23 protein-coding genes, 1 tRNA gene and 1 riboswitch are annotated in these 24997 nt (G+C 63.3%); of the genes, 20 read left to right on the plus strand and 4 right to left on the minus strand.

Annotated features, from left to right (window positions below; translation table 11 throughout):
- Positions 1–87: 87 nt before the first annotated feature.
- The 4 genes from LNV06_RS08935 to mutM form a co-directional block, all read right to left on the minus strand.
- Complete coding sequence (locus LNV06_RS08935; RefSeq protein WP_263537908.1) at positions 88–2700, minus strand: TonB-dependent receptor plug domain-containing protein; 2613 nt, start codon at positions 2698–2700, stop codon at positions 88–90.
- Between the two features lie 439 nt (positions 2701–3139).
- Entirely contained in the window at positions 3140–3472 is a 333-nt protein-coding gene (locus LNV06_RS08940; protein ID WP_263537909.1) for a hypothetical protein, read from the minus strand.
- A gap of 28 nt (positions 3473–3500) precedes the next feature.
- A complete protein-coding gene (gene mutY / locus LNV06_RS08945; RefSeq protein WP_263537910.1) occupies positions 3501–4556 on the minus strand; it encodes an A/G-specific adenine glycosylase in 1056 nt (351 codons plus the stop codon).
- The gene (gene mutM / locus LNV06_RS08950; protein WP_263537911.1) at positions 4541–5374 is read right to left on the minus strand and encodes a bifunctional DNA-formamidopyrimidine glycosylase/DNA-(apurinic or apyrimidinic site) lyase; all 834 of its coding nucleotides are present in this window, start codon (positions 5372–5374) and stop codon (positions 4541–4543) included. The genes mutY and mutM overlap by 16 nt, the downstream gene beginning before the upstream one ends.
- An 84-nt stretch (positions 5375–5458) precedes the next feature.
- On the opposite strand from mutM, the gene LNV06_RS08955 reads away from it, so the two are divergent.
- The 20 genes from LNV06_RS08955 (at position 5459) to LNV06_RS09050 (ending at position 24996) form a co-directional block, all read left to right on the plus strand.
- A complete protein-coding gene (locus LNV06_RS08955; RefSeq protein ID WP_263537912.1) occupies positions 5459–7288 on the plus strand; it encodes a tetratricopeptide repeat protein in 1830 nt (609 codons plus the stop codon).
- The gene (locus LNV06_RS08960) at positions 7285–7842 is read left to right on the plus strand and encodes an outer membrane lipoprotein LolB (protein WP_263537913.1); all 558 of its coding nucleotides are present in this window, start codon (positions 7285–7287) and stop codon (positions 7840–7842) included. Before LNV06_RS08955 ends, LNV06_RS08960 begins: the two co-directional genes overlap by 4 nt.
- Positions 7843–7868: 26 nt before the next feature.
- Entirely contained in the window at positions 7869–8882 is a 1014-nt protein-coding gene (gene ispE / locus LNV06_RS08965) for a 4-(cytidine 5'-diphospho)-2-C-methyl-D-erythritol kinase (RefSeq protein ID WP_263537914.1), read from the plus strand.
- A gap of 53 nt (positions 8883–8935) precedes the next feature.
- A tRNA-Gln gene (locus LNV06_RS08970) sits at positions 8936–9012 on the plus strand.
- Positions 9013–9085: 73 nt separating this feature from the next.
- Complete coding sequence (locus LNV06_RS08975) at positions 9086–10048, plus strand: ribose-phosphate pyrophosphokinase (RefSeq protein WP_318013463.1); 963 nt, start codon at positions 9086–9088, stop codon at positions 10046–10048.
- A gap of 99 nt (positions 10049–10147) precedes the next feature.
- Positions 10148–10774, plus strand: coding sequence for a 50S ribosomal protein L25/general stress protein Ctc (locus tag LNV06_RS08980; protein WP_263537915.1), 627 nt, complete (start codon positions 10148–10150; stop codon positions 10772–10774).
- A 579-nt stretch (positions 10775–11353) separates the two neighbouring features.
- Positions 11354–12022, plus strand: coding sequence for an aminoacyl-tRNA hydrolase (gene pth, locus LNV06_RS08985; protein ID WP_263537916.1), 669 nt, complete (start codon positions 11354–11356; stop codon positions 12020–12022).
- Entirely contained in the window at positions 12019–12519 is a 501-nt protein-coding gene (locus LNV06_RS08990; protein ID WP_263537917.1) for a hypothetical protein, read from the plus strand. Before pth ends, LNV06_RS08990 begins: the two co-directional genes overlap by 4 nt.
- Positions 12516–12757: riboswitch (cobalamin riboswitch) on the plus strand. Its footprint overlaps the gene before it by 4 nt.
- A gap of 87 nt (positions 12758–12844) precedes the next feature.
- Entirely contained in the window at positions 12845–14767 is a 1923-nt protein-coding gene (locus LNV06_RS08995) for a TonB-dependent receptor plug domain-containing protein (protein ID WP_263537918.1), read from the plus strand.
- Positions 14768–14796: 29 nt separating this feature from the next.
- Complete coding sequence (gene cobU, locus LNV06_RS09000) at positions 14797–15390, plus strand: bifunctional adenosylcobinamide kinase/adenosylcobinamide-phosphate guanylyltransferase (protein WP_263537919.1); 594 nt, start codon at positions 14797–14799, stop codon at positions 15388–15390.
- Positions 15387–16295, plus strand: a complete 909-nt coding sequence (locus LNV06_RS09005; protein WP_263537920.1) for an ABC transporter substrate-binding protein — start codon at positions 15387–15389, stop codon at positions 16293–16295. The genes cobU and LNV06_RS09005 overlap by 4 nt, the downstream gene beginning before the upstream one ends.
- A complete protein-coding gene (locus LNV06_RS09010; protein ID WP_263537921.1) occupies positions 16292–17305 on the plus strand; it encodes a FecCD family ABC transporter permease in 1014 nt (337 codons plus the stop codon). The genes LNV06_RS09005 and LNV06_RS09010 overlap by 4 nt, the downstream gene beginning before the upstream one ends.
- Complete coding sequence (locus LNV06_RS09015) at positions 17302–18192, plus strand: ABC transporter ATP-binding protein (protein ID WP_263537922.1); 891 nt, start codon at positions 17302–17304, stop codon at positions 18190–18192. Before LNV06_RS09010 ends, LNV06_RS09015 begins: the two co-directional genes overlap by 4 nt.
- Positions 18185–19501 (plus strand): cobyrinic acid a,c-diamide synthase CobB, encoded by a 1317-nt coding sequence (locus LNV06_RS09020; protein ID WP_263537923.1) that lies wholly within the window; start codon positions 18185–18187, stop codon positions 19499–19501. Before LNV06_RS09015 ends, LNV06_RS09020 begins: the two co-directional genes overlap by 8 nt.
- A 22-nt stretch (positions 19502–19523) precedes the next feature.
- On the plus strand, positions 19524–20210 hold the full coding sequence (bluB, locus tag LNV06_RS09025) for a 5,6-dimethylbenzimidazole synthase (protein WP_263537924.1): 687 nt from the start codon (positions 19524–19526) through the stop codon (positions 20208–20210).
- Between the two features lie 18 nt (positions 20211–20228).
- Complete coding sequence (cobO, locus tag LNV06_RS09030) at positions 20229–20798, plus strand: cob(I)yrinic acid a,c-diamide adenosyltransferase (RefSeq protein ID WP_263537925.1); 570 nt, start codon at positions 20229–20231, stop codon at positions 20796–20798.
- A 19-nt stretch (positions 20799–20817) separates the two neighbouring features.
- A complete protein-coding gene (gene cbiB / locus LNV06_RS09035) occupies positions 20818–21753 on the plus strand; it encodes an adenosylcobinamide-phosphate synthase CbiB (RefSeq protein ID WP_263537926.1) in 936 nt (311 codons plus the stop codon).
- The gene (locus LNV06_RS09040) at positions 21750–22742 is read left to right on the plus strand and encodes an aminotransferase class I/II-fold pyridoxal phosphate-dependent enzyme (RefSeq protein ID WP_263537927.1); all 993 of its coding nucleotides are present in this window, start codon (positions 21750–21752) and stop codon (positions 22740–22742) included. The genes cbiB and LNV06_RS09040 overlap by 4 nt, the downstream gene beginning before the upstream one ends.
- Positions 22739–24208 (plus strand): cobyric acid synthase, encoded by a 1470-nt coding sequence (locus LNV06_RS09045; protein WP_263537928.1) that lies wholly within the window; start codon positions 22739–22741, stop codon positions 24206–24208. Before LNV06_RS09040 ends, LNV06_RS09045 begins: the two co-directional genes overlap by 4 nt.
- Positions 24205–24996 (plus strand): ABC transporter substrate-binding protein, encoded by a 792-nt coding sequence (locus LNV06_RS09050; RefSeq protein ID WP_263537929.1) that lies wholly within the window; start codon positions 24205–24207, stop codon positions 24994–24996. Before LNV06_RS09045 ends, LNV06_RS09050 begins: the two co-directional genes overlap by 4 nt.
- Position 24997 lies beyond the last annotated feature (1 nt).

Here is a 24997-nt window from a genome sequence, read left to right on the forward strand (position 1 = left end):
AAGTTCTTCTGCTCATTCCATAGAAGAAAAGGGCGTGCCGCCAATCGCGGACACGCCCTTTTTCATTCACTCGGCGATTGGGGCCGCTCAGAACTTGTACTGCGCCTTCAAGCCCAGGAAGCGGCCACGCGGATCACCTTGGCTGCCGTCAAAGGTGCCGGTGGAGGCATCCCAAGGCAGGCGGCTGTTGCTGAGGTTTTGCAGCGTGGCTGTGGCCACAAAGCGCGGCGAGATCTGCCAATCCACATTCAAGTCCAGCGTGTTGATGCTCTTGACCGACTCGGCAAAGGCCTCCGAGGGGCGGTAGGTCTGGGTGTAGCCGCCCACATGGTTCCAGGTCAGCGTGCTGGTCCAGTCACCCACGGCCCAGTTCACGCTGGCCACACTGCGCCAGGCCGGCAAGGAGCCAAACTCATTGCTACCGGCGCCGTTGATCGGAGCTTCCCCTTCACTTGGCGCGGCCTTGAATTGCAGCAAGCGACTCAAGCCCGCCTTGAGCTTCAACTGCCCCAAATGCCCCAGCGCAAAGCTGCGGCTGGCTTCGATGTCGAAGCCAGAGACAGTGCGTTCGCCTTGGTTCTTGAACTGCCGGGTGATGGAGACAATGCGCCCTTGCTCATCGCGCACGATGCGGCCGGGCAGGTTCTTCTCGTTGTCGACGATGTACTTGGCGGTTTCGGTGTCGATCAAATCTTTCTGTTTGATATTGAAGTAGTCGATACCAAAGCTGGTCTGCGCATCCGGCGAGACCACGATGCCAAAGTTGAAATTGCGCGAACGCTCGGGCTTGAGCGAAGGATTGGCAGACGTCAGATTGGTCACGCCTCGCGCCACGGTGGGTGAAATTGGGTCCCGTGGGTCCACCACCGAACCATAGCTAACGCCGGTGCTCTGCGTGTTCTCGGGCAAAGAAGGCGCGCGGAAGCCCTGCGAGGCATTGCCGCGCAGCACCAACCATGCGGTCGGCTGATAGCGAAGGCTGGCCTTGGGCGAGAAGGCGGCGCCGAAGTCGCTGTAATGGTCGAGGCGCCCCGCCACATTCAAGGTCAAGGTCTTCAACAAGGGCGCATTCAACTCCGCATAGGCGGCGCTGACGCGGCGCGAGCCTTGAATGATGTTGATGGCCGGGCGCAGCTCGGTGCCGCTCAGCACCGCGTCTGAGGTGCGCGAATCCATGCGCTCATGGCGCAGTTGCAAACCAGCCGCAAAGCCCAGTGCACCGGCGGGCAGTTGGAAGAGCTCGGTCGAGGCATTGGCGTCAAACGAGTACAGCTCGGTCTCGGCCGGGCGCAGGGTGGACAGGCGCAAGGCCTCGCGCTGCGCTTCGCTGTTCTGGCTTTGATCGGCAAAGTTGTAGCTGCCCGACTTCAGCGCCCGCTCGAACTCAAAGCGGTTGCCGAAGTTCTGCGCCGTTTCGCGCATGCGGCTGCTGGACTGCAACAAGGAGGCATCCCAGTCCCACTCACCCGCCGTGCCGCGCGCGCCCACCAGCAGGCGCTGGAACTGCACCGAGTCTTGCTTCATGCGCGGCCCCAGGTCGAACAGGGTCGCAGTCAACACATTGGAGCCGCTGCCGGGGTAGTTGGGGGGGTCCTTGGGCAGAACCACCGAAATGGTGTCGAGAGACTGCGTTTTGTTGTTCCAGGCGCGCAAGCTGCTGGAGACCGACAAGGGCGCCGAGAAGATCAATTCCGCTCGCGACTTTCCGAGCAAGACCTCGGCAAAAGCATCCAGGTTCTCATGAATGCGCAAAGTGCCGCGCGCCGAGGCGTGATAGCGCTCCACGCCCGGAATCAGCGTCTTGAACTGCGCCGGGTTGTAGGCCAGCACCGTGCCGGTCTTGCCGGGGCTGATGTCGCCGTAATTGACCAGCTTGAGCGGACCTTGTTCGCCGCCCAGCTTGTTGGTCGGGTCGCTACCCAAGTAATTGGTGGCCACCCAAGCCAGGGTGCCGCCACCTTCGCTGCGGAAGTCGTTGTCGCGCAACCAGCTGACCTGGCTTTGATCCAGGCGATCCCGCTTGAGGGCATCAAAGCTCAGGCTCAGATTGAATCGGTCGGCCTGCAAATCACCAAAGCCGTGGCGCAACTCCAGGCTGCGCTCGCGCTGCCCCGTGCCCTCGGTAGAACTGCCCAGGCCGGCTCGCACTTCCGTGCCCTGGAAATCCTCGTACAGCAAGATGTTGACGACACCGGCAATGGCGTCCGAGCCATACAAGGCCGAGGCGCCATCCTTCAAGACCTCGATGCGCCGCACGGCTGCCAGCGGCAAGCTGTTCAGGTCGGAGAACACCTCTTGCATGTTTTGCGCGGTGGCATAGGGCGCCACGCGCCGGCCGTTCACCAGCACCAAGGTGTTTTGCTGACCCAGGCCGCGCAAGGACAGGCCCGCCGTGCCGGCAGAGAAGCTGCCGGTGAACTGCTCGTTAAAACTATTGCCGCTGTTGGCGGTGATGGCGCGCAGCAATTCAGGCAAGCTGGTTTTGCCGCTGGCGGCAATGTCCTTGGCAGACAAGACCTGCACCGGATTGGCGCCTTCGCGCTGGGTGCTCAAGATGTTGGAGCCGGTCACGGTGATGCGCTCGAGTCGGGCTGCGCCGTCTTGCGGATTCGCTGACGTGGATTGCGCCTGAGCGCTGAAGAAGGTGGCGGGCAAGAAAGCGGCGGCCAATGCAGCGGCCAGAACTGATGGTTTCAGCATGATGTTTGAATGAGAAAAAGGGTGAGAGGCCCAGTTTTGGGCCTAAGCATGCGAGCCCCGCTCAGGGCAATGCACCCGAGCCGGTATCAAGGCAAAGAAAGGTAGGAGGGAGTGATCGCAGACTGAGCTGGAAGAAGGCGTGCCCAGTTGGGCTCGCCCCTGCTGCGATCGATCAGGCGTGTTCGCCTGCGGGCATCAACACATTCGTGAGACGGCCGAAATGAGTCGCGAAGACTGGATGGAGAAGGAAACAGAGTTCAAAAGAAACTCATGGCGCGACGGGGCGGCTGTGGCCCAGGTCGGCGAGAAAGCAGGGTTCATTGAGAAAGGTGTTTTCAACTGCACGCTCTTGTTGGCGCCTTCGCAATGTAAGTGTTAACCCTAGATTTTCTAAACAACGCTTTCTTGTTTGCTTATGCGTTTTTTCGACAGTTGCGCCTCAAAAGCGCTCCGGCTGCTGGGCCGACGCCTGCAAGGCCGAGTCTTTTTCACTCGAGGCGATCAAGGCCAGCAAGACCGCCGTGCCCACAGGCTCCAGGATGACCACAAAAGGCAGCCACAAGAGCAAGGGCCGGCCGGTGCGCTTGACCACAATGCCCATAAACGCCCAGTGGGCCGCCAAGCAGCCTGCCAAGCCGAAAGACAAGAGCACGATCAACGGCACCAGCGGCTCCGTCTCTTGAGCCGCTGAGATCAAAAACCAGAGGCAGCAGGCAGCGGCCAACAGAGCCACCAGGCCCGATTCAATGGTCGATTTCAGACTTGCGTTCATGGACGTGCTTCCAAAAGTGTGTCGCGGCTCAAGCCTGAATCATCTTTTTCAAAGGTGCCGGCAAGGCATAGTCCGCGAGGCGCTCGCGGGCGACCCATTTTCCATGGAACTGAGCGTCAGCAGGTCGGCGCTGAAGCTCGGCGCGTTGGGTATGCAAGGTCCAGTCGAAATGGGTCAAGGCATGTTGGATGCGCGGCATGGTTTCCAGACCCTGGCCCGGACCTTGACCGAGATCCAAGCCTTGGGCCGCAGCCTGCAGCGCCGCCTCGTCATCAAACAAGGGCAAGCTCCAAAGCCCGGCCCAGACGCCCTTGGCCGGCCGCTGCTGCAGCAAGACCTGACCCTCATGCTCCAGCCAAAGCCACCAGTTCTCGCGCTGGCTGCGCTTGAGCTTCTTGGTCTTGACCGGAAACTTGGTGGGTTCGCCCTGCTCGCGCCCCCGGCACAACTCGCTCACCGGGCACAACAAGCATTGCGGCGAACGCGGCGTGCACACGCCCGAGCCCAGGTCCATCACGCCCTGGGTGTAAGCCACCATGTCTTGTTCCGGCGGCAGCAACTCGGTGGCCAAGGCCCAAAGTTTTTTCTCCTGGGCACTGCTGGCCATATCACCGTCAAACGCCAGCAAGCGTGTCAGCACGCGCTTGACGTTACCGTCCAGAATCGCCACCCGCTCGGCAAAACAAAAAGCCGCGATCGCCGCTGCAGTCGAGCGCCCGATGCCAGGCAACTCTTGCAGCGCCGCCGCTGTGCGAGGGAACTCGCCGCCATGCTGCTCGCGCACGGCCTGCGCGCAGGCATGCAGATTGCGCGCCCGGCTGTAGTAGCCCAGGCCTGCCCACATGGCGAGCACTTCGTCCAGCGTGGCTGCCCCCAAATCACTGACGGTGGGAAAGCGCTCAAGAAAGCGCTGGTAATAGCCCAGCACGGTCGTGACTTGGGTCTGCTGCAGCATGATTTCCGACAACCAAACCCGGTACGGGTCGCGGGTGTTCTGCCAGGGCAAGCTGTGCCGGCCAAAGCGGCGCTGCCAGGCCACCAAGGTGGGCGCGAACTGCAGAGGAAGCTCTATCTCTTTTGACATTGGGGGCAGAAAAAGGTGGACCGCTGGCCCTGAACGATGCGCCGAACCGGGCTGCCGCAAGTCAAGCAGGGCTGGCCTTCCCGGCCGTAAACACGCGCCTGCATCTGAAAACTGCCGGCCACGCCATGGGCATCCTTGAAGTCGCGCAAGGTGCTGCCCCCGGCATCCAGCGCTTGCGCCAAAACGCCACGCACCGCACGAGCCAAGCGCTCGGCGCGCGGGCGGCTGAGCTTGCCGGCCGGCAGGCGCGGGTCAACACCAGCCAGAAACAAGGCTTCGCAAGCGTAGATATTGCCGGCGCCTACCACGATGTCGCCGGCCAACAAAGCCTGTTTGATCGCCACCTTGCGCCCGCTGAGGCCCGCATGCAGATGCGCGCCATCAAAGCGCTCGTCAAAAGGCTCCAGGCCTAAGCCCGCCAGCAGCTTGGCCGCTGCCGGCGCCGCCAAGGCCTCTGACCACACGACAGCGCCAAAGCGGCGCGGATCGGTCAGGCGCAGCAAGCCGCGGTCGGTCAATAAATCGAAGTGATCATGCGGCCCGGCTTCACCCGCCACACCCGGCGCACTGAAGGCCAGCGAACCGGACATGCCCAGATGCAGCAGCAAGCCGCCACTGGGCTCGGGCTTTGAGACCGGCACCCAAAGGTATTTGCCACGGCGCAAGACCGCACCGACCCGCGCTCCTTGCAGGCGCTCAGCCGCCAAACCCAGCGGCCAGCGCAGCGGCTTGCCCAGGCGCGCCTGCAGGACGCTGGCGCCCTCGATGGCGCTGGCAAACGAGAGGCGAGTGACTTCAACTTCGGGGAGCTCAGGCATGGCCGGATGATATCGGGGCAGAATGCCCACTCGTTTGGCACTCCCGTGTCGGCGCAAGAAGTATTGATAGATGCAGGAGCTTTCATGCCCGAGTTTTTTCGCCGCAGCCCAGCGTTGACGATTGCAACGCTGGCTGCAGCCTTGATCAGCGCGACCACGGCATTGGCCAATACCTTGCCTGCGGCCGTGCCCGCGCCAGCGGCGGCAGCGTCAGCCGCCGCTTCAGCACCAGAAGCTGTACGCAACTCGGCCATGGACGCACCACTCTTCTACCAATTGCTGGTGGGCGAGATGGAATTGCGCAGCGGCCAGCCGGGCGTGGCTTTTCAGGTGCTGCTGGACGCGGCCCGCCGCACCGGTGATGACGAGCTGTTTCAACGCGTCATCAATATCGCCCTGCAAGCCCGCGCCGGCGACCAAGCCCTGATCGCGGCCAAGGCCTGGCGCGATGCCAAGCCCAAGTCTCAAGCCGCCCATCAGATGGTGATCCAGCTGCTGGCCTTGTTGAATCGACCGGCCGATGTGCCGGAGGTGCTGCGCTCTTTGCTGGAGATATCTCCCGCTGAGCAACGCGCCGGAGTGCTGGCCTCCCTGCCTCGTCTGTTCCAGCGTGCCGCCGAGCCCAAGCAGGTACTTCGGGCCATGGAGCCGCTGTTGCGCGCCAATGCACAAGCTCCTCAAAGCCCTCAGACCCGCGAAATCGCGCAGGTCGTGCTGGCCAGGTTTTATGCCAATGCAGGCGAGACCCGCCGTTCCTTGGAGCAAACACGCGAGCTGCTGAAACTCGTACCCGAGTCCGACGACGCCATGCAAATGGCGCTGGACTTGATGCCCAGCGAGCCCGAGGCCGAAGCCTTGGTCCAAACACGCCTGAACGCCAACCCCGGCAACCACCTGCTGCGTCTGGCCTATGGTCGAGCGCTGGCTCGCGCGCAACGCCCGGCCGAAGCCGCGCATCAGTTCCGCAGCGTCACCGAAAGCGCGCCCACGACCAGCTCGGCCTGGTTCGCACTGGGCTCGCTGGAGTTGGACCTCAAACACCCCGAGGCCGCAGAAAAGGCCTTGCGCGAATATCTGCGGCTCTTGGACAGCACGCCAGCCACTTCGCCTGACGCCGCCGGCGAGGCTGAAGCCGCCAACAACAACGAAGCACACCAACAAGCCTGGTTGATGCTGGCCCAAGCGGCCGAAATGCGCGGCGACTTGAAAGGCGCAGAAGCCTGGCTGATCAAGGTTGACGCGCCGCAGCGCCAGATCGAAACCCGCTACCGCCGCGCGTCCTTGTTGGCCCGCCAAGGCCAGCTCAATGAAGCACGCAAATTACTGCAAGCCCTGCCCGAATCCAACCCCGAAGAGCTGCGCGCCAAGCTGATTGCGGAGTCGCAGCTGCTGCGCGACATGCAGCAATGGAAGGCCGCTTACGAGGTCTTGGCCAAGGCCAACGAGCGCTTACCGGACGACCCGGACCTGATCTATGAACAATCGATGATGGCGGAAAAGCTCGGGCGCCTGGATGAAATGGAGACCCTACTCAAGCGCGTGATCGTCATCAAGCCCGATCACCACCACGCCTACAACGCCCTGGGCTATTCGCTGGCCGAGCGCAGTATTCGTCTGCCGGAAGCGCGCGAGTTGATTGCCAAGGCCCTCAGCTTTGTGCCCAGCGAGCCCTTCATTCTGGACAGCATGGGCTGGGTGGAATACCGCTTGGGCAACCATCCCGAGTCGCTGCGCCTCTTGCGCAAGGCCTACGCCGCAAGGCCCGACGCAGAGATTGCCGCCCATCTTGGCGAAGTCTTGTGGGTCAGCGGCGAACAAAGCGAAGCCAAGCGCGTTTGGCAAGAAGGTCTGACACGAGAGCCCAAGAACGAAGCGCTGCGCGAAACCCTCAAACGACTGAAGGCCGCGCCATGAAGCTCAGCCCCCGGCTCTCGCGCCGCTGGGCATCAGCCTGCCTGGCCTTGTGCTTGAGCGCTTGCGCCAACTTGGCGCCCAAGCCTGCCCCCTCGCTCAACGAAGGCGATGTGCGCCTGAGCGGCCGCCTCAGCGTTCAAGTCGCCGGCAGCAGCGGCCGCGCCTCGGGCGGTAACGCCGGATTTGAGCTGACCGGCAGCCCCGCCGCCGGGCAACTCGAGCTGAGCACGCCGCTGGGCAGCCTGGTGGCGCGTGCTAGCTGGCGCGAGGGCGATGTGATGCTGCAAACGCCAGACTCCGAGCGCACTTTCGCCACGCTGGATGAGCTGACGCGCGAGTTGCTGGGCGAGGCGATTCCCGTGGCCGCCTTGTTCGACTGGCTGCGCGGTCGCCCCTGGCCGCAAGCACCCAGCCAAGACCTGAACCCAGGTACCGGTTTTGAACAACTGGGCTGGCGCATCGACCTGTCCAAGCAAGGCGAGGGACTGATCCTCGCGCATCGCTCCAGCGAGCCCTCAGTAACACTGCGCGCCCGCATCGAATCTTCCAACTGAAACTCTTTTCTGTACCTGTTGCCGCAATGCTTGCGATCTACGACGTCCCGGCCCCGGCCAAGCTCAATTTGTTTTTGCATGTGGTGGGCAAACGCCCTGACGGCTACCACCTCCTGCAATCGATCTTTGCCCTGATCGATTGGGCCGACACCTTGCACTTCGAGCGCCGCAGTGATGGCGCTCTGGCCCGCCACGATCAAGGCGACGCCCTGCCGCCCGATGATTTGTGCCTGCGCGCAGCCAAGCTCCTACAAAGCGAAAGCGGCTGCAGCTTCGGCGCTGACATCCACATCGAGAAGCGCCTGCCTGCGGGCGCCGGCATGGGCGGAGGCTCCTCCGATGCCGCCTCCACCTTGCTGGCCCTGAATCGCCTGTGGCAATTGAACTGGCCACTCTCTCGCCTTTTGCCCCTGGGCTTGAAGCTGGGCGCCGATGTGCCGTTTTTCTTGGGCGGCAGCCACGCCTTTGTCGAAGGCATCGGCGAAATCTTGCATCCGATCGAACTGCCTCCACTCACCTTGGCCGTGCTGAAACCGAATGAAAGCATCGCCACTCAGAAAATATTTTCGAGCCCCCTCTTGGCAAGATCAAATTCTGTGGCTATAGTAGCGGGCTTTCCTGCACACAAATCAATTCTCAGAAACGCTCACAAAAACGAGCAAGACAAAGCAGAGAATGCTGAGTCAAACGAAGTTGAAGCAATTAGTTTGGATGCCGAAGGGATCGCAAGACTTGTTGAAAGCAATGAAGGAATTTGGGGTCGAAACGATCTTCAAAAACCTGCCGAAGCAAGCTGCCCTGAGGTAGTGCAAGCACTGCAAATGTTAGAGAACGCATTTGGCAATAGCCGAATGACAGGATCAGGCAGCGCGGTGTTTGCCCGAGTGAATGCTCGGAATCGTGAAGGAAAAAATTTAGGTGATTCACACCAGTCAATAGTCGCACAAACGGCTTTGCCCTTCGAAATTCCGCAGGGATGGACTGGTAGAATATGCCGCAGTTTGGACAGGCACCCGCTTCAGGGCTGGGCCACAAACTGAGTCAGAAATGACATGCAAGTTATAGGGTGCTGCAGCTCTGCAGTGTCCTGTGTAGGGGAGTCGCCAAGTTGGTTAAGGCACTGGATTTTGATTCCAGCATGCGAAGGTTCGAATCCTTCTTCCCCTGCCAAATTTTTTCGTCGTAAGACATCACCCGGACACGCTGGCTGGCCACGGGTCCTTCTCAGATAAAGGGATGGCCCGTGCTGCTCAATACCGTCCTGTTCACCGGCAACTCCAATCCGGTTCTCTCCCAAGAAATCGCTACGCACCTGGGTCTCGACCTGGGCAAGGCTGTGGTCGGTCGTTTCTCCGATGGTGAAGTCACCGTCGAGATTCAACAAAACGTCCGCGCTCGCGATGTCTTCGTGGTTCAGCCCACTTGCGCGCCGACCAACGAGAACCTGATGGAACTGTTGATCATGGTCGATGCCCTGAAGCGCGCCAGCGCTCGCCGCATCACCGCCGTGATCCCTTACTACGGTTACGCCCGTCAGGACCGCCGCCCCCGCTCCACCCGCGTGCCTATTTCGGCCAAGGTCGTTGCCGATCTGCTGGAAAAAGTCGGCGTCGAGCGCGTGCTGACCATGGACTTGCACGCCGACCAGATTCAAGGCTTCTTCAACATCCCGGTCGACAACATCTACGCCTCGCCGGTGTTGCTGTCGGACCTGAAAGCCCGCAACTATTCCAATCTGGTGGTGGTCAGCCCCGACGTCGGTGGTGTTGTGCGCGCACGCGCCCTGGCCAAGCAACTCGGTTGCGATCTGGCCATCATCGACAAGCGTCGCCCAGCCGCCAACGTTTCTGAAGTGATGCACGTCATCGGTGAAATCGATGGCCGCAACTGCGTCATCATGGACGACATGATCGACACCGCCGGCACCTTGGTGAAGGCCGCTGAAGTGCTGAAAGACCGCGGTGCCAAGAGCGTGTTCGCTTATTGCACCCACCCGATTCTGTCGGGCCCGGCGATTGAGCGCATTTCCAAGTCTCAGCTCGACGAAGTGGTGATCACCAACACCATTCCTCTGAGCGACGCCGCCAAGGCCTGCGGCAAGATCCGTCAACTGTCGGTGGCCTTCTTGTTCGCCGAGACGATCCGCCGGATTTCCGATGGTGAGTCGGTCACTTCGCTCTTCTCTGAGCAAAACAACAATTTTTAAAAATTTGCGATCGCAAGATCGCAATTCACCGAGCAGCCTGGTCGCGGGCGCTCAAATCCATGAACAGCCGAAAGGCTGTTCAGCCTTTTTGGAGTCACTATGAAATTCACAGCTTTTGACCGCAAGTTGCAGGGGACCGGAGCGAGCCGCCGCCTGCGCATTGCTGGCCGCGTTCCTGCCGTCGTGTTCGGCGCAGGCGAACCCGCCAATATCGAACTGGACCACAACGCCCTGTTCTACGCGCTGAAGAAGGAAGCCTTCCACAGCACCATCCTCGAGATGGAACTGAACGGCGTGGTCTCGCAAGTTCTGTTGCGCGACTTCCAACTGCACCCCTACAAGCCGCAAGTTCTGCACGCTGACTTCCAGCGCGTTGACGGCACCACCAAGATCACCAAGAAGGTGCCTTTGCACTTCGTGGGCGAAGAGACTTCGGTCGCCGTCAAGACCGACTCTTGCACGGTCAACCACGTCATCACCGAACTGCTGATCACTTGCCTGGCTCAGCAACTGCCTGAGTTCATCGAAGTGGACCTGAGCGGCCTGACCAAGGGTCACTCGGTGCACGTGAACGACCTGAAGCTGCCTGCCGGCATCAAGGTTGTGACCCACGGCAAGCCGAACCCCGTGGTGGCTACTCCTGTTGAGCCCGTCGCTGAAGAAGTGATCGTGGCCGCTGCTGCTCCTGCCGACGACGGCAAGGGCAAGAAGAAGGGCAAGAAGTAATTCTTCTGCTCCTCTCTGAGCGACGCGACGGCGTCGACTCAGAACAAGAAGGCCCTGCGATGCGGGGCCTTTTTTTTGCTCAGCCTTTTCAATCAACGAACGCTTATCGTCACTATGCAGGCCTTGGCTTAGCGGTAATCAGTCCACTCGGGGGCTTCACGCCGCTCCTGCCCGGTCCAGCGGACCAGCCCTTCGCTAGGCTCAAGCCGTCCTCAGGACGCCTTGAGTCCGAACTCAGTCCCCCACCCCGGGCTAGCGCCCAGGGTTCCTCCTTTACCTCGCGTCGTAAAGCCCCCAAGCGTCCTGATCCAGAACGGACGTGCGACTTCGAGGCGGACGCACATCGCTGGAACTGCCGAGTGGCGTCGGGGGCGTGATTCCGCGAGGTAAAGGAGGAGCCGGCGCCCGAAGGGTGACGGCGGGGGACAGGAGCGGAATTACGCCCCCGGCGACGCTTGGCACCCGCCGGTCAGCAAAGGCCAAATCAGTGCCAAGACATGCCGAGGTGCCTTTGCTCTGCACGCCATTTTTGAGCGACAAGCGCGTGCCAAGCCCTTTTGCTCCACCTAAACTCCGCACATGATTCGACTTTTTGTTGGCCTCGGTAACCCGGGCCCTGAATATGAAGATACCCGGCATAACGCCGGTTTCTGGTGGATAGACACGCTGGCGCGCAAGCTCGGTGCTTCGCTGCAGGTGGAGCGCAACTATTACGGCCTGTGCGCACGCGTCAACAACGCGCCGGGGGCTGCGGGTCCGATCTGGCTCTTGCAGCCCATGACCTTCATGAACCTGTCCGGCAAAGCGGTGGCGCCACTGGCGCGTTTCTTCAAGATTGCGCCGGAAGAAATTCTCGCCATTCACGATGAACTGGACCTGCTACCGGGCGAGATGAAGTTCAAGCAAGGCGGCGGCAATGGTGGCCACAACGGCTTGAAAGACATGCAAGCCCAACTCGGCTCCGCCAACTTCTGGCGACTGCGCCTGGGCATTGGCCACCCCGGCATCAAGAGTGAAGTTGCCGGCTATGTGCTGCGCAAGCCGCCGCTGAAAGAACGCCAGGATGTCGAAGACTGCATCGCCAAATCGATGGACGCGGTTGAGCTGATGTTGTCCGGCCAAATGGACAAGGCGCTCACCAAGATTCACGCCAAGCCGCCGCGGCCAAAGCCGCCCAAGCCTGCGCCTACCGTCGGCGCAAACCCACCAACCAGCGAGCCCACAAGCGCTCAGGACAAGTCCTCGTGAAGCCCGGTGCCGTCCATTTACTGATCACCTGCCTGCTCTTGTCAGGCGGAGCACAGCAGTTGGCGGCCCAAACCCAGGCTCGAACCAGCACCGTCTATCGATGCGGCCCCGAAGGCCGTGACCTGCGAGACTCACCCTGCCCCAGCAGCTTGCGCGCCAGTGAAATGACGGTGGAGTACGACCAACCCAGCGCAGCGCAAACGCAAGCAGCCAAAGACCGTGCCGCTGCCGACTTCAAGCGCGCCCAGGGGCTGGAGAAGGCGCGCCTCAAGCATGAGGCCGAAGCGCGCAAGCATCTGAGCACGCCGACCGGCATTGACGGATTGAAGCCCATCCCTGCCGTCATTGCGGCCAGCGGTCCGAAACCCGCTCAGGCCCCTAAGCCGCCCAAAGCCCCACAGGCGCCCAAGCCCGCCAAGAAGGCTGAGCCTCAGCCCGCGGGCAAAGAAGCGACAAAACCGGCGCAAGCACCCAAGGCCACGCCAAGCACCCGCTAGAATCCCCAGCTGTTGGTGCTCGTGCAAGCATTCATGCTTGTGCAGTTAAACGGGAATCAGAACGGTGCGCTTCCACGAAGCAAACCCAACCTGAGCTGTCCCCGCAACGGTAAGTGGACGGATCGCACTCCAGCGTTCCAAGACCTGTCATCGCTCCACTGGCGCTTTTTTATGCGCTGGGAAGGACACAGGCCTCGCCTCCACCAGCCCGGATACCGGCCAACAACGTGGTGCGCCGCACACTCCACAAGAGCTAGCGGCAATCCGTTCCACAGGAATTCAGCGGGTGAGCTGAATCCTGGTTGTTTTTGCTTCCTGCATTTTCATGACCTCTCCTATCTGGCGCTCCGTCCGCCCCTCCGCTTCCGCGACCTCCTTCGCCGCAGCTCCCTTCGCCCTGGCCCTTATCGCCACCGCCATCCAAGCCCCCGTGATGGCCCAGCCCGGCCCCAACAAGCTGGATTCCGTGGTGGTCACTGCCACCCGCTCACCCATGCGCCTCAGCAATGTCTTGGCTGACATGACGGTGCTGACCCGTGCCGAGATTGAGAAGCAAGCCTTTGGCGGCATTGCCGATTTGCTGCGCAATAACGGCTGCGCCGAAATGGTCCGCAATGGCGGACCTGGCTCCAACACCAGCCTGTTCCTGCGCGGCGCCGATACCCGCCACACCGTGGTGATGATTGACGGCGTGCGCGTCGACTCTCAGTCGACCGGCGGCGCCAGCTGGCAAGCCCTGCCACTGGCTCAGATCGAGCGCGTGGAAGTCTTGAAAGGCCCCGCCAGTGCCATCTACGGCTCGGACGCCGTGGGCGGCGTGGTGCAAATCTTCACCCGCAAGGGCAATGGCGCACCGCAGCTGGACCTCGGCGCCGGCTTTGGCAACCTGGCCACCCGCAAGCTGGACGCCGGCATCTACGGCAGCGCTGGCATTTTTGACTACAGCGCCAGCTTCGCCGATGAGCGCAGCGACGGCTTCAACGCCACCCTCGACCTGCCCGGCAGCTTCGGCTACGTGCCCGATAGAGACGGCTACCGCAACCACAATGCCAAGGCCAGACTCGGTGCCCAATTCAACGCCGAGCAGCGCCTGGAGTTGATGGTGCTGAGCAGCCATGCAGATGCCCAGTACGACGCGTCCAAGGCCAAGCCCAATAACGACGACCACAGCATCCAAGACACGAAAGCCGCCAACCTGAGTTGGAATGCCCAGTGGCTGCCGGCCCTGCAAACACAGCTGAGCTTTGGCCAGTCGAGCGAGCGCTACGAGACCAAGCCCTCGCCCTATGTATCCGATACGCGGATTCGCAATCTGGCCTTGAATGGCTCCTACGAGTTCAGCAAGAACAACCAGCTGAACTTCATCTTGGAGCGCCGCGAAGACCGGCTGGAAAACTCCGGCCTTTCGCAAACCGCAACGCCAGGCCTCGACGAGCGCAATCAAAAAGGCATCGCCCTGGGCTGGCTCTGGAACTCCGGCCCTGCCAGCTTGCAAGTGCATGGCCGCCATGATGAAGACAGCCAATTCGGCGGCGTCAACACCGGCACCCTTGCCGCCGGCTACCGAGTCACCGAAACGCTGCGATTGGTGGGCTCGGTTGGCAATGCCTTCCGCGCGCCCACGCTATACCAGCGCGGCAGCATCTACGGTCCCAATCTGAAGCAGGCCGGCGTCAAGGAACTGGAGCCAGAAAAAGGCCGTAACCTCGAATTCGGACTGAAGTTCGCCAGCGGCGAGCATGAGTTATCGGCCACCGTCTACCGCAATCTGGTCAAGGACCTGATCATTTTTGGCGAAGCCGGCACTTGCAAAAGCAACTTCGGCTGCTATCAAAACGTGGACGAAGCGCGGCTGCAAGGCCTCAGCTTGCAAGGCAGCACCCAACTGGGCATCTTCAGCCTGACGGGCTCCCTGGATCTGCAGAATCCAATCAATCGCAAGAACGAAAAGCTGCTGGCGCGTCGCTCCAAACAGTTCGGCACCCTGCATGCCGACGTCAATTTGGGCGCGTGGAATCTGGGCGCCGGCGTTCAGGCCTCGGGCCAGCGTTTTGACGATGCTGCCAACACCAAGCCCCTGGCCGGTTATGAGGTCTTCAATCTGGATGCGCAGTTCAAGCTGAGTCGCGATCTGCGCCTGCAGTTCAATCTGGACAATGTGCTGAACAAGGTCTACCAGACGGCCGGGGGTTACGCCCAATCTCCACGCACCGTCTTCATCGGCCTGCGCTACAGCCCCTCGCTGTAAACCTCCCCTCGAGCCAAGAGCGAGCCGCCATGACCAGCACCCCAGCGCATCAACACCATCTGATCGTTGGCGGTCAACGCAGCGGCAAGTCGCGCCAGGCGGAGCGCCTGGCGCAAGACTGGCTGCAGCGCGACACCGCGCACCGCGTGACGGTGCTGGCCACGGCGCTTGCTTTTGACGAGGAAATGCAAGCGCGCATTGCGCGCCACCAGGCCGACCGGCCGGCGGGCTTTGACACGGTTGAAGTGCCGCTGAGCCTGTCGCGCGCCTTGCTGGCTAACGCTGCCCCTGGTCGGCTCCTGCTGGTGGATTGCCTGACGCTTTGGCTGACCAATTGGCTGATGCCGATGAGCAATCAGCCCGATCTGGAGGGCTGGCGGCGCGAGCTGCAGTCCTTGACTGAGCTGCTGCCCAAGCTCAGCTCCCCGGTGCTCTTCGTCTCCAACGAGGTGGGCTGGGGCGTCTCGCCGATGAGCCGCGAGTCGCGTTTTTATGTGGACGAACTGGGGCGCTTGAACCAGGCCGTGGCGGCGCGCTGTGCGCAATTGACGCTGATGGTGGCCGGCCAAGCCTGGACACGCCCGGTGGAAGCCAGACCCGAGTCTCAAGAGGCTCATCCATGAAGATCAACACCACCATGACGCTGATTCAACAAAGTCTGGCTTGGTTGGCCTGCGGCCTGCTGAGCGCAGCAGCCGCAGCGCAAAGCCGGGTCGACATCAAAGACGACCTCGGCCAGACCACCCAATGGACCAAGCCGCCGCAGCGCATCGTCACCCTGCTGCCCTCGCTGACCGAAACCATCTGCGAACTCGGCGCCTGCGACAAGCTGGTCGGCGTGGACCGCTACTCCAACTTTCCCGCCCAGGTGAACCGCCTGCCCAAGCTGGGGGGCCTGGACGACACCCAGGTCGAGACCATCGTCTCGCTGAAACCCGATGTGGTGCTGCTGGCGCCGTCCTCGCGGGTCAGTGACCGCCTGCGCAGCCTGGGCCTGACCGTGGTGACGCTGGAAACCCGCTCCTACGCCGATGTGCAAAGAGTGCTGAATACCCTGGGGCAGTTGCTGCAGATCAGCGATGCCCAGGCCATCTGGCGCCGCATCGACGCCAGTGTGGGCGCCGCCGCGCAAAGCATTCCGCCGCAAGCGCGGGGCACCTTGGTCTATTACGAGATCGACCGCTCGCCCTATGCGGCCGGCCCGTCCTCTTTCATGGGCGAGACGCTGACGAGGCTGGGCGGCCGCAACATCATCACGCCCGAGATGGGGCCCTTTCCCAAGATCAGCCCCGAGTATGTGGTGCGCGCCAAGCCGCAGCTGATCATGATCGGCAAGCGCAATGTCGACGGTCTGTACCAGCGCCCCGGTTGGGACCGCATTCCGGCCATCGCCAATAAGCGCGTCTGCGTCTTTGACGCCGAGCAAAGCGATGTGATGGCAAGACCTGGCCCTCGCATGGGCGAAGCGGCTCAGATCATGGCCCGCTGCCTGCGGGAGCTGGGCAACGCCAGCCCGAACCGGCCATGAAACCGCTGGGCAGCACGCCTTTGCAAGCCTGGCCACTGCTGGCCGGCTTGGCTCTGTGCAGCGTCTTGGCGCTGATGCTGGGCGTAGCCGTCGGCAGCACCGGCCTGGCCTTCACTTGGGTGGATGTGGATGCAGCTATGGCCGACCAGATCCTCTGGCAGATTCGCCTGCCCCGCTCGGCCGGCGCCTGGACGGCCGGCGCCCTGCTCGGTTTAGCAGGGGCCATCACCCAAGGCCTGTTTCGCAATCCGCTGGCCGACCCCTATTTGCTAGGCAGCGCCGCAGGAGCGCGCCTGGGCGTAGGCATTGCGCTGGCCTTGCTGGGCGGCTCACCAATGGGCATGGCCTGGCTGGAACGCTTGGGCCTCACCGGCGCCGCTTTCATCGGCACCCTGGCCGGCGTCTCGCTGGCTTTGATGATGGCACGCGGCGTGGAGCACACGCTGCGCCTGCTGCTGGCCGGCGTGGTCGTCGGCGTGGTGCTGGGCGCCATCACCGATCTGATCAATCTGAGCAACCCCGACATCCTGCGCACCATGCAGGCCTTTGTCTTGGGCACCACCGGCTTTTTGGGCTGGAACAGTGTGATCCTGATGAGCGCGGTCTTGGGCCTGAGCCTGGCCGTGGCCCTGGGCGGCAGCCAGGCGCTGGACGCGCTGACGCTGGGCGAGTCCACCGCGCAGTCGCTGGGCGTTCGCCTGAGCCTGGTGCGGGTGGTGTTGATTCTGGCCTTCGCGCTGGCCACGGGCACCGCCGTGGCGCAGACCGGCATGATCGCTTTTGTCGGCCTGGTCGCCCCGCATCTGGTGCGCAATCTCTGCCCAGCCACCCATGGCAAATTGCTGCTGCTGTCGGCCTGCGCCGGCGGGCTGCTGCTGCTGAGCGCCGATATTCTGTCGCGCTGCTTGATTGCGCCGCAGGAGTTGCCGGTGGGCGTCATCACCGCGATTCTGGGCGGCGGCTATCTGCTGCGCCTGATGCACCGTCAACGCGGCCGGAGGTCTTCATGAGCACGCGCCCCGAACAACACACCGAGGCCGGCGCCAGCGCCGCGCTGCGCTGCCACGAACTCAGTGCCAGCTTGCAAGGCCAGCCGGTGCTGCACCGCATCGCGCTGGACCTACCGCTCGCGCGCTGGACCGCCATCGTCGGCCCCAATGGCGCGGGCAAGTCCACCTTGCTGCGCGCACTCACCGGCCTGATCCCCAGCCTGGGGCAGATCAACTTGCTGGATCGCCCTCTTCAAGACTGGCCCACCAAGGCAAGAGCCCGTGCCTTGGCCTGGTTAGGCCAGAACGAGGCCAGTGGCGAGGACCTGAGCGCGCAAGACGTCGTCATGCTGGGCCGTCTGCCGCACCGCGCATGGCTGGCACCACCTAGCGCCAGTGACCATGCGGCAGTGCGCCAAGCCATGCAGCAAACCCAGTGCTGGGACTGGCGCTGCCGCTCGCTCGGCCAACTCTCCGGCGGTGAGCGACAGCGGGTGCTGCTGGCGCGCGCCTTGGCCGTCCAAGCCCAGGTCTTGATGATGGATGAGCCACTGGCTCATCTGGACCCGCCGCACCAGGCCGACTGGCTGCAGATCGTGCGCGGCGAAGTGGCCCAGGGTCACAGCGTCATCAGCGTGCTGCATGAACTCAATATCGCCTTGCAGGCCGACTGGCTGGTGGTGATGAGCGAGGGCCGCCTGCGCCATTGCGGCCGCCCGGCCGAGGCGGCCACCCGAGAGGCTTTGCAAGAAGTCTTCGACCATCGCCTGCAACTGATCGAGTTGCAAGGCCAATGGCTGGCCCTGCCCGGTGCACCCGCGCCTTCGGCATCGGCAGCCATCCCCTCTACACAGCCGGCCGCCCTAGCCAGCAATGTCTTGCCCCTGAAAGCTCGTTCCCATGACTGAATGCCAGGCGCTGATGATCAGCGCGCCCTCCTCCGGCTCCGGCAAGACCAGCGTCACCGCGGCCATCGCGCGCTGGCAGCGCCGCTTGGGGCGCAAAGTGCGTGTCTTCAAGACCGGGCCCGACTATCTGGACCCGATGATTCTGGAGCGCGCCAGCGGCCATCCGGTTTATCAGTTAGACCTCTTCATGGGCGGCCTGGACCATTGCCGTGGGCTGCTGGCCGAGGCCGCCGCCAGTGCCGACCTGATCTTGGTCGAAGGGGTGATGGGCTTGTTCGACGGCGACCCGAGCAGCGCCGATCTGGCCGCTGCTTTTGGCCTGCCAGTGCTGGCCGTCATCGACGCATCAAGCATGGCGCAGACCTTTGCCGCCCTCGCCACCGGTTTGCAACGCTTCCGCCCCGATGTGAAGGTCTGCGGCATGGTGGCCAATCGCGTCGGCAGCGCAGCCCACGGCAAGATGGTGGCGCAAGGCCTGCCGCCCGAACTGCCGCTGATGGCAGCCCTGGTGCGCAATGAGCACTTGAGCTTGCCCGAGCGTCATCTGGGTCTGGTGCAGGCCTTGGAGCTGCCGGAGCTGGACGCCCAATTGGACGCCTGGGCCGAGCACTTGGCACAGGCCCTGGAGCCCGAGTTTGAGTTCCCGCGCGTCAGCTTCGAGAACGCTGCTTCCCCGTACGCGGAAGCCCAGCCGCAGGCCCTGGCCGGGCGCCGCATCGCCGTGGCCCAAGACGCCGCCTTCAGCTTCATCTACCCTGCAAATTTGGACTGCTTGCGGGCGCTCGGCGCTGTGCTGCAGTTCTTCTCGCCGCTACAGGGTCAGGTCTTGCCTGAATGCGATGCGCTCTGGCTGCCTGGCGGCTACCCAGAACTGCATGCGCAAACCCTGCGCCAGCATCCGAGCTTCTTCGCCGATTTGCGTCAGCACTTGCAAGCCGGCAAGCCGCTGCTGGCCGAATGCGGCGGCATGCTGTGCTTGCTGGACCAGTTGATCGACGCCGAGGGTCAGGCGCATGTGATGGCCGGTGCCATGCCCGGCACGGCCCGCATGCAAAGCAAATTGGCGGCCCTGGGGCTGCAAGCTATTGCCTGGCCCGAGGGGCTGCTGCGCGGCCACAGCTTTCACTACTCGACGCTGGGCACACCCCTGCACGCCATCGCCACGGCCGAGAACCCGAATGGTGGCCGCACCGCCGAGGCGCTCTACCGGCAAGGCTCGCTACGGGCCAGCTATATCCACCACTACTTCCCGTCCAATCCGACTGCGGTGGCCGCGTTCTTTGCACAGCAACCCGCTGTGAAGGCCTGAGCGCAAGGGCCGCGAGAACTCCATGCAGCATCGGCCCCAACACCAGTTCAGCCCGGAAGAGCGCGCCAGCGTCTATGAGCTGATGGCGCTGCGCCGAGACACCCGGCATTTCAAGGCCGGGAGCCGCGTCGAGCCTGAGCAAGTCCAGCGCTTGTTGCAAGCCGCCCACCAAGCCCCTTCGGTGGGGCTGAGCCAACCCTGGCGGCTGCTGCGCATCAGCAGCCCCGAGTTGAGGCAAGCACTGGCACTTGCCGTCGAGCGAGAGCGTCAGGCCACGGCCGAGGCCTTGAACGAGCGCCGCGAAGAATTCCTGCGCCTGAAGGTCGAAGGCATGCAAGACTGCGCCGAGTTGTGGGTCATCGTGCTGGCGCCGGACGACGGCACCCTCTTCGGCCGCCGCACCCTGCCGCGTGAAATGGTCTTGGCCTCGGTCGGCTGCGTGGTGCAAAACCTTTGGTTGGCCGCCCGCGCTGAGAACCTGGGCCTGGGCTGGGTGTCGATGTTTGACCCCGCTGAAGTGGCCGCCCTGCTGCACTTGCCTGCCGGAGCATTGGCACTCGGCCTGCTTTGCCTGGGCCCCGTGGACAGCTTTTATCCCGCCCCCATGTTGGAGATGGAAGGCTGGCGCCATGCGCGCCCCTTGGACGAGATGTTTTATACCGACCGTTGGCCGGCGCACGAAGAGAGCGCGCCCGCCGACTTGAGCTGAAACCTTCAAAGAAAAGCCATGGAAATCGAGAACCCCCCAGTCGACCGCGAACGCGTCATCCCCACGGCCGAACGCCGCGGCCTGATCCTGGTCCACACCGGCGACGGCAAAGGCAAGAGCACCGCCGCCTTCGGCCTGGCGCTGCGCGCGCACGGCCGCGGCAAGGCCGTCAAGATCTATCAATTCATGAAGGTGCCCAGCGCCCGTTTCGGCGAGCACCGCATGTTCGAGCAGCTCGGTGTTCCGATCGAGGGCCTGGGCGATGGTTTCAGCTGGAAGAGCAAGGATCTGGAGCACAGCGCCCAGCTGGCCCGCGACGGCTGGGCGCGTGCGGCCGCGACGATTGCCGCGGGCGAGCATTTTCTGGTGGTGCTGGACGAGATCATGTACCCGCTGCGCTATGGCTGGTTGCCGCTGGAGCCGGTGCTGCAAGCATTGCGCGAGCGCCCCGCCCATGTGCATGTGGTGCTGACCGGACGTAACGCGCCGGACGAGCTGATCGAGTTGGCCGACACCGTCACCGAGATGACGCTGGTCAAGCATCACTTCAAGGCGGGCGTGCCGGCACAACGCGGCATCGAAGATTGAGAAAGCAGGCCCGGCCTTGATGGCACTCTTGTTACCGCTGGCGATGGGCATCGCCTTGCTGGTGGATCGCCTGCTGGGCGAGCCGCCGGTCTGGTGCCACCCGGTGGTCGGCATGGGGCGCTATCTGGACCTGTTTGGCGCAAGGCTCAGCGCCATGCCCCCGGCCCAGGCGTTTCTAGGCGGCGCCTTGGTCTGGCTGTTCGGCGCGCTGATGACTGCCGCGTTGGCACTGAGCCTGGAACTGGCCTTGATCCATGGGCTGCAGCCTTGGTCCTCTTGGTCGGCCCTACTGGGCTCTGCGCTTTTGCTGGGCCTGCTGATGAAGCCTTTGCTGGCTTGGGCCATGTTGGTCGATGAAGTACTGGCGGTGGAGCGTGCGCTCGGGGAATCGCTGGCCGCCGGTCGCAGCCAACTGGCCCGCCTGGTCAGCCGCGACACCTCCGCCCTTGATGAGACCGCCGTACGCGAGGCGGCCATCGAGACCCTGGCCGAGAACCTGAATGATTCGGTGATCGCGCCGCTGTTTTGGTTTGCCATCGCCGGCCTGCCGGGTGCGGCGCTCTACCGTTTTGCCAACACGGCCGATGCGATGTGGGGCTACCGCGACCACCGCGAGTGGTTCGGCAAATGGACGGCGCGCGCCGACGATGTCTTGTCCTGGATTCCGGCGCGCATCACCGCCTTGGCGCTGATAGGCCTGCGCCCACAAGCCTTGCTGCGCCTGATCACCGAGGCGCGTCGCACACCCTCGCCCAATAGCGGCTGGCCGATGGCGGCGATGGCGCTTCGCCTGAATCTTCGGCTGGCCAAGCCGGGGGTGTATGCCCTCAATGCCGAGGGAAATGCGCCGCTGAGCGGCGACCTCTTGCTGGCCGCAAGCCTGGCCCGGCGCGCCATGTTGGGCTCGGCGTTCTTGCTGGCATTCGCAGCATTGAGTTTGAGGCTGCCGGCATGAGCACGATCCTTCATGGCGGCACGGACAGCGGCCCGGCCGTGTTGCACGACTTCTCGACCAATGCCAACCCGCTTCCGCCGCCGGGCTCGCTCGTCGAAGCGCTGCAAGCGGCAGACCGGCGCCGCTACCCCGATCCGCAGTACCGCCGCTTGCGTGAGCACTTGGCGGCAGCACATGGCGTGGAGCCCGCCCAAGTCTTGCCCACTGCCGGCGGCGCCGAGGCGATACGGCGCATCAGCTTGGCCGCTCTTCTGTTGGGCCTGCGCGAGGTCTGGGTGCTCGAACCCGGCTTTGGTGACTATGCGGCGGCGGCGCTGGCCCTGGGTTTGACGCTGCGCCGCTATGCCAAGGTTGCTGAACTGCTGGATGCCCCCAAGTCCGAAGCGCTGGTCTGGATCTGCGAGCCCTGCAATCCCACGGGCGCCAGCCTCGGCAGCGAAGCACTCGAAGCCATCAGCGCAGGCGCCGCGCTGACCGTGGTCGATCGCGCCTACGAACCTTTGCGCCTGAGCGGCGCAGGCCCCCTCATCCCCAGCCGCTGCTGGCAGCTGCATTGCCCGAACAAAGCGCTGGGCCATACCGGTGTGCGGGCGGCTTATTTGTTGGCGCCATCCGACGCCAGCCCGCTCCATCAAAAGCTGAGCCAGAAGCTGAACGATTTGGCCTCCAGCTGGGTCTTGTCGACCGAGGGTCAGGTCTTGCTGCTGCAGTGGCAGCGGCCCGAAATTCAGGCCTGGCTGGCCGAGTCGCGCGAGCAACTCAGAAGCTGGGGCCAGCAGCAACGCCAAATGCTCGCCGACTTGGGCTGGCAGCAAGAAGACAGCTGCACGCCCTTTTGGCTGGCGAGCCCACCCCAGGCCTTGCCCGACTTGCGCGGCCATGGCATCAAGCTGCGCGACGCCAGCTCTTTTGGCCTACCCGGCTGGATGCGCATCGCCACCCTGCCCCCTTCATCGCAGCTTGCGCTGCAGAAAGTGATTCAAGCATGAGCGCCAAGGCCGTGATGGTGCTGGGCACGACCAGCGGTGCCGGCAAAAGCTGGCTGGCCACGGCCTTGTGCCGCTACTACGCCCGCCAAGGGCTCAAGGTCGCGCCCTATAAGGCGCAGAACATGAGCAATAACGCCCGAGTGGTGCCAGGCCTGAACGGCCGCATGGGTGAGATCGGCAGCGCCCAGTACTTCCAGGCCCTGGCCGCGCAGCGCACGCCCGAGGTGCGCATGAACCCGGTGCTGCTCAAGCCTGAGAAAGACACGGCCTCGCAAGTGATCGTGCTGGGCGAGGTCGACAGCGAATTGACGCACACGCCTTGGCGCGAACGCAGCGAAAAGCTCTGGTTGAGCGCCAAGCCGGCCCTGCTTGCGCTGATGGCGGAGAACGATGTGGTGGTGATCGAAGGCGCGGGCTCGCCGGCCGAAATCAATCTGCACAGCAGTGATTACGTCAATATGCGTACCGCGCTGGAAGTAAACGCCGCTTGCCTGCTGGTGACCGACATCGACCGCGGCGGTGCTTTTGCCCATTTGTTCGGCACGCATCAATTGCTGCCGGCGCATGAGCGCGCCTTGATCAAAGGTTATGTGCTGAACCGCTTTCGTGGCGATGCCAGCCTGTTGGCACCCGGGCCCGAGCAGTTGCAAGCCTTGACCGGGGTGCCGACCGTGGCGGTCTTGCCGATGTGGCGCGGCCACGGCCTGCCGGAAGAAGACGGCGTGTTCGATGACGCACCCAGCGGCGGCGCCGGGCTGCACATCGCCATCGTGGCCTACCCCCGTTTGTCCAATCTGGACGAGTTCCAGCCGCTGCGCAGCCTGCCCGGTGTGCGCCTGACTTGGGCGCGCACGCCCGCCCAGTTGAACGCGGCAGATTGGATCATCCTGCCGGGCTCCAAGGCGGTGGCCGCCGATCTGGCCTGGCTGCGCGCGCAGCAACTCGATTTGGCCATCGCCCAACATGCCGCCGCCGGCAAGCCGGTGCTGGGCATTTGCGGTGGCCTGCAGATGCTGGGCGAAAGCCTCTTGGACCCGCATCAGCTGGACGGCAATGCGCCCGGCCTGGGCCTGCTGCCGCTGGTCACACAGTTTGAGCGCGACAAATTGCTGCGGCCCTCTCAGGTGCGCTTCGGTGAGTTGACCGGGCCTTGGGCGGCGCTCAGCCACGTTGAAGCCGAAGGTTATGAAATCCACCACGGCCGCACCGTGCAACACCCCAGCCTGGCGCCTGCTGCCATCACCTTGCACAACGATGCGGGCGAGGCCATAGGCTGGCAAGCGGGCTCGGTTCTGGGCTGGTACGCCCACGGCTTGTTTGAACAAGCCAATGTGATGCAAGCCTTGTTCGGCGCCCAGGTGCAAAGTTTGGACGGCGTGTTCGAGGGCTTGGCCGACTACATCGAAACCCATTTCGAGCCCGGCGTGTTGATGGGCTTATTGAACGAGCAAGGAGCCCAGCCATGACAGTAAAGACTCCGCAACGCATCGCCTGCTTGTCCACCGAAGCGGTGGACATCCTCTACCGCCTCGGCGCCCAAGACCACATCGCCGGCATCTCCGGCTACACCGTTTACCCGCCCGGGGCGCGACAAGAGAAACCCAAGATCAGCGGCTTCACCAGCATGAAGCTGGAGAAGATTCTGGCGGTCGAGCCGGATCTGGTGATTGGTTTCTCAGACCTGCAAAAGCCACTCTTGGCCGAATGTGAAGCCGCCGGCTTGGCCACGCTGCTGTTTGACCACCGCGACCTGGCCGGCATCCACGGCATGGTGCGGCAACTCGGCGCTTTGGTGAATCGCCAGGAGCAGGCGGAAAGCCTTTGCTCACAACTGCAGCAAACTCAATACGAAATTGCCGCCGCCGGCCGCCTGCTGCCTCGCCGGCCGCGCGTCTATTTCGAGGAATGGGACGAGCCGATGATCTGCGGCATCGGCTGGGTCAGTGAAATCATTACCCTGGCCGGCGGCCAGGATGTGTTTGCCGAACAGTCGCGCGCCGGCTTCGCCAAGCAGCGCATTGTCAGCGCTGAGGACATTCTGGCGCGCAGGCCCGAGCTGATCTTGGGCAGCTGGTGCGGCAAACGCTTTGTGCCGGACAAGGTGCTGGCTCGCCCTGGCTTTGCCGAACTCGGCGCCCACTTGATGGAAATCAAATCGGCCGACATCCTGGCGCCAGGGCCTAGCGCGATTGAACGCGGCGCCCGCCAAGTCCTGGCCGCCTTCCAAAACTATTTCAAGAACAGTTCAGACTGAA

Source organism: Paucibacter sp. Y2R2-4 (assembly GCF_025717535.1).
Taxonomy (GTDB): domain Bacteria; phylum Pseudomonadota; class Gammaproteobacteria; order Burkholderiales; family Burkholderiaceae_C; genus Paucibacter_A.